At 62.3% G+C, this 2,922-nt stretch carries 4 protein-coding genes; 1 reads left to right on the forward strand and 3 read right to left on the reverse strand.

Annotated features, from left to right (window positions below; all coding sequences use genetic code 11):
• Nucleotides 1–192: hypothetical protein (locus ACYCUK_RS24120; protein WP_461597116.1), on the forward strand; the 192-nt coding region annotated here is incomplete at its 5' end.
• 218 nt (nucleotides 193–410) lie between these two features.
• Here ACYCUK_RS24120 and ACYCUK_RS24125 read toward each other — a convergent pair.
• The 3 genes from ACYCUK_RS24125 to ACYCUK_RS24135 all read right to left on the reverse strand — a co-directional run bounded on the left by ACYCUK_RS24125 (nucleotide 411) and on the right by ACYCUK_RS24135 (nucleotide 2,635).
• Entirely contained in the window at nucleotides 411–875 is a 465-nt protein-coding gene (locus tag ACYCUK_RS24125; RefSeq protein ID WP_461597117.1) for a pilin, read from the reverse strand.
• 361 nt (nucleotides 876–1,236) lie between these two features.
• Entirely contained in the window at nucleotides 1,237–1,881 is a 645-nt protein-coding gene (locus ACYCUK_RS24130; RefSeq protein ID WP_461597118.1) for a LysE family translocator, read from the reverse strand.
• A 94-nt stretch (nucleotides 1,882–1,975) separates the two neighbouring features.
• Entirely contained in the window at nucleotides 1,976–2,635 is a 660-nt protein-coding gene (locus ACYCUK_RS24135; RefSeq protein ID WP_461597119.1) for a peroxiredoxin, read from the reverse strand.
• Nucleotides 2,636–2,922 lie beyond the last annotated feature (287 nt).

The raw sequence follows: 2,922 nt of genomic DNA on the forward strand, positions 1-2,922 counted from the left end.
CGATTTACGTTCCACGCTTCCTCCCCACGCTCGGTCGCCCTCACGCAGTTGCGCTTCGCTTCACTCGCCATGACCAGCTTGTGGCGGGACTTGCACCCGCAGGAGTGCGCCCGTGCCGGGCGCACACAAGAAAAAACCCGCCTCGCGGCGGGTTTTAGGGAGGCGGGGTCTGACCCCATTTTCTGTGTGTGAGGCAGCGCGAGCCGGTGACGGCGTGGCATGGGGAGGAGGGCGGGGTATTGGTCGGTAGAGGATAGTCGGAGAAAGGGGTCTGTCCCCCTTTTTTGCTTTTCTTTCTTCTTCCTTCTATACAGCATTCCGTCCGAGGGAAACCGAAGAAAGCGGAAATAAAAAACCCGCCATACGGCGGGTTTATAGCGGAATAGGAACCCCTAATTCGTTATTTTCTTTTAAGAACCATTGCAGGAAGAGGGAAGATACTGGGTGGAAACAGTTGTTCCGGCGCTTGTGGTGCCGCATGTCCAAGTAATCGAACCAGCACCAGCAGCAGCAATAGCTGAGAGAGACAGCACCTTGGTATTGATAGCACTGTTGGCCTTTTGAGGGGCTGTGTCGCTGAACGTAACCAAAATCTTGCCATTCGCCGCATTCACTTGGCTAACATAATTACCAGTTATCGAGGTATCTGTCGCCAAACCAGCAAGCGCATTCGTCGTTGGGAATGTGCCATGATTAGTCCAATACTCCGCAATAGCAGTCTTTGCGCCATCGGCCAGCGACAAACCTTCCGTCACCTGCGCACGAATTACATAGTTCTGATACGCCGGAATCGCGATGGCCGCCAAAATACCAATGATGGCCACCACGATCATCAATTCGATCAGGGTGAAGCCTTGTTGCAGTTGCTTTTTCATCTGAGAGCTCCTAGAAGTGTCAAAGCCGCGGACTCCGCGCCTGTAAATCACCGGTGTTGACGCCGGTCCGCGGTGGGTTGGTGAACATTCCCCCCTGAGGGGCATGCCAATAGGAGCAGCATCCGTGCCAGCCCGCAGCGGGCTGCATTTCGTGAACCCGTTCACGCTTTGCGCCTCCGCACCAGCGCCAGCAGCAACAATTCCAGTCAGCGACTGACAATTTTTGTCGCGCCAGCGCGCAAGTTGTCGGCCCCGCCGCCAGCGCCAGTCAACGCCCGCTTGTCCATGTGCGCGCCCAACGGGGCTGGGCGGCCATCGAACGGATGAGCGCCGAGGCTGACTGACGGCCTGCGTTCAAGCCTCACGCCCGGTGCAGGCGCAGCAGGCCCACGCCGAAGGCGCAGAACACCGTCCCGGAAACGCGCTGCGGCCAGCCCGAGGCGAACCAGGTGTTCAGGCGCCTGCGCGTCAGCACGGCAAGCCCCGCATAGAGACTCAGGACGAGCAGCGAGATGGCCATGAACGTTAAGGTCAGCACGGCGTACTGCAGACCCATCGGCCGGGAGACGCTGAGGAATTGCGGGAACAGGGCGGCGATGAAGGCGATGGCCTTGGGGTTGGTCAAGGCCACCGTCACGCCCTTGGCGTAGAGCCTGCGGGGGTGATGGTCGGCTCGCTCCTCGCCAGGCACGGTGGCCAGCGCTTGCGGCGAAGCCTGCCCCGCCCTGCGCCATTGCTGAATGCCCAGCCAGACGAGGTAGGTGGCGCCTGCGACCTTGACCAGGGTGAAGGCCAGTTCGGAGGTTTGCAGCACGGCGTTGAGCCCCAAGGCGCTGAGCGTGGCCAGGGCCAGCAGGCCCGAGACGTTGCCCAAGGACGACCACAGCGCGCACCGCCAGCCGAAGTACATGGCGTTGTGGATCGACAGCATGACCGCCGGCCCGGGCGTGAAGGACGCGGCCAAGGCAAAGCCGACGAAGAGGAGGTAGGTGGTCCAGGTGGGCATGGGTCGGGAAGGAGGGGGCGGGAACCGCCGGGGCGCCCAAATTCTAGGTGCCGCCCATAACGGCCCTGCCCGTTCCGGGCAAGCCCGGCCCCGGTTACTTCGGCTGCGGCACGACGCGCAAATAGGGCTTGAGCGCCTTCCACCCGCCGGGGAACTTCTGCTTCGCGGCTTCGTCGCTGATGGAGGTGGGAATGACGACGTCATCCCCCGGGTGCCAGTTGGCCGGCGTGGCGACGCCGTGCTTCGCAGTGAGTTGCAGGGCATCCAGCAGGCGAAGCACTTCGTTGAAGTCGCGGCCGTTGCTCATCGGGTAGACCAGCATGGCCTTGATTTTCTTGTCGGGGCCGATGAAGAACACGCTGCGCACCGTGGCGTTGTCGGCGGCGCTGCGGCCATCGGAGGCGCCCGACGCCTCGGCCGGGAGCATGTCGTACAGCTTGGCCACGTTCAGGTCGGTGTCGCCGATGATGGGGTAGTTGGGCGCCGTGCCCTGGGTCTCGGCAATGTCCTGGGCCCACAAGCGATGCCCGGCGACGGGGTCGACCGAGAGGCCGATGAGTTTGCAGTTGCGGCGGTCGAACTCCGGCTTGAGCCGGGCGACCGTGCCCAGTTCCGTCGTGCAGATGGGGGTGAAGTCTTTCGGATGGGAAAACAGCAAGGCCCAACTGTCGCCGATCCAGTCGTGAAAATGAATCGTGCCCTCGGTGGTCTCCGCCGTGAAGTCGGGGGCCGTACTGCCAATGCGCAAGCTCATGATGTCTCTCCTGGGGTTGTGCGGCTGACGAACTGACAGCCTTCCCGGGAGGCTAGGCGTTCCGCCGGCGCATGCCAACGAACGATTGTTCATACCCTCATGACGAAAAGGACTTTAGGGCGACGCTGAACAAGTTCCCGTGATGCAGCGCGCCGCGCATCGGGATGGGATGCAAGGCGCAAACCACAGCCATAGCCCAAGCCATGGCGCGGATTTGCAACGCCGCAGACCGCCCGAGGCGCGGATGCGATGCGCACGCGGGACTTGTCCAGCATCGCCTTAGGCCG

It is taken from the genome of Thiomonas sp. (assembly GCF_054608695.1).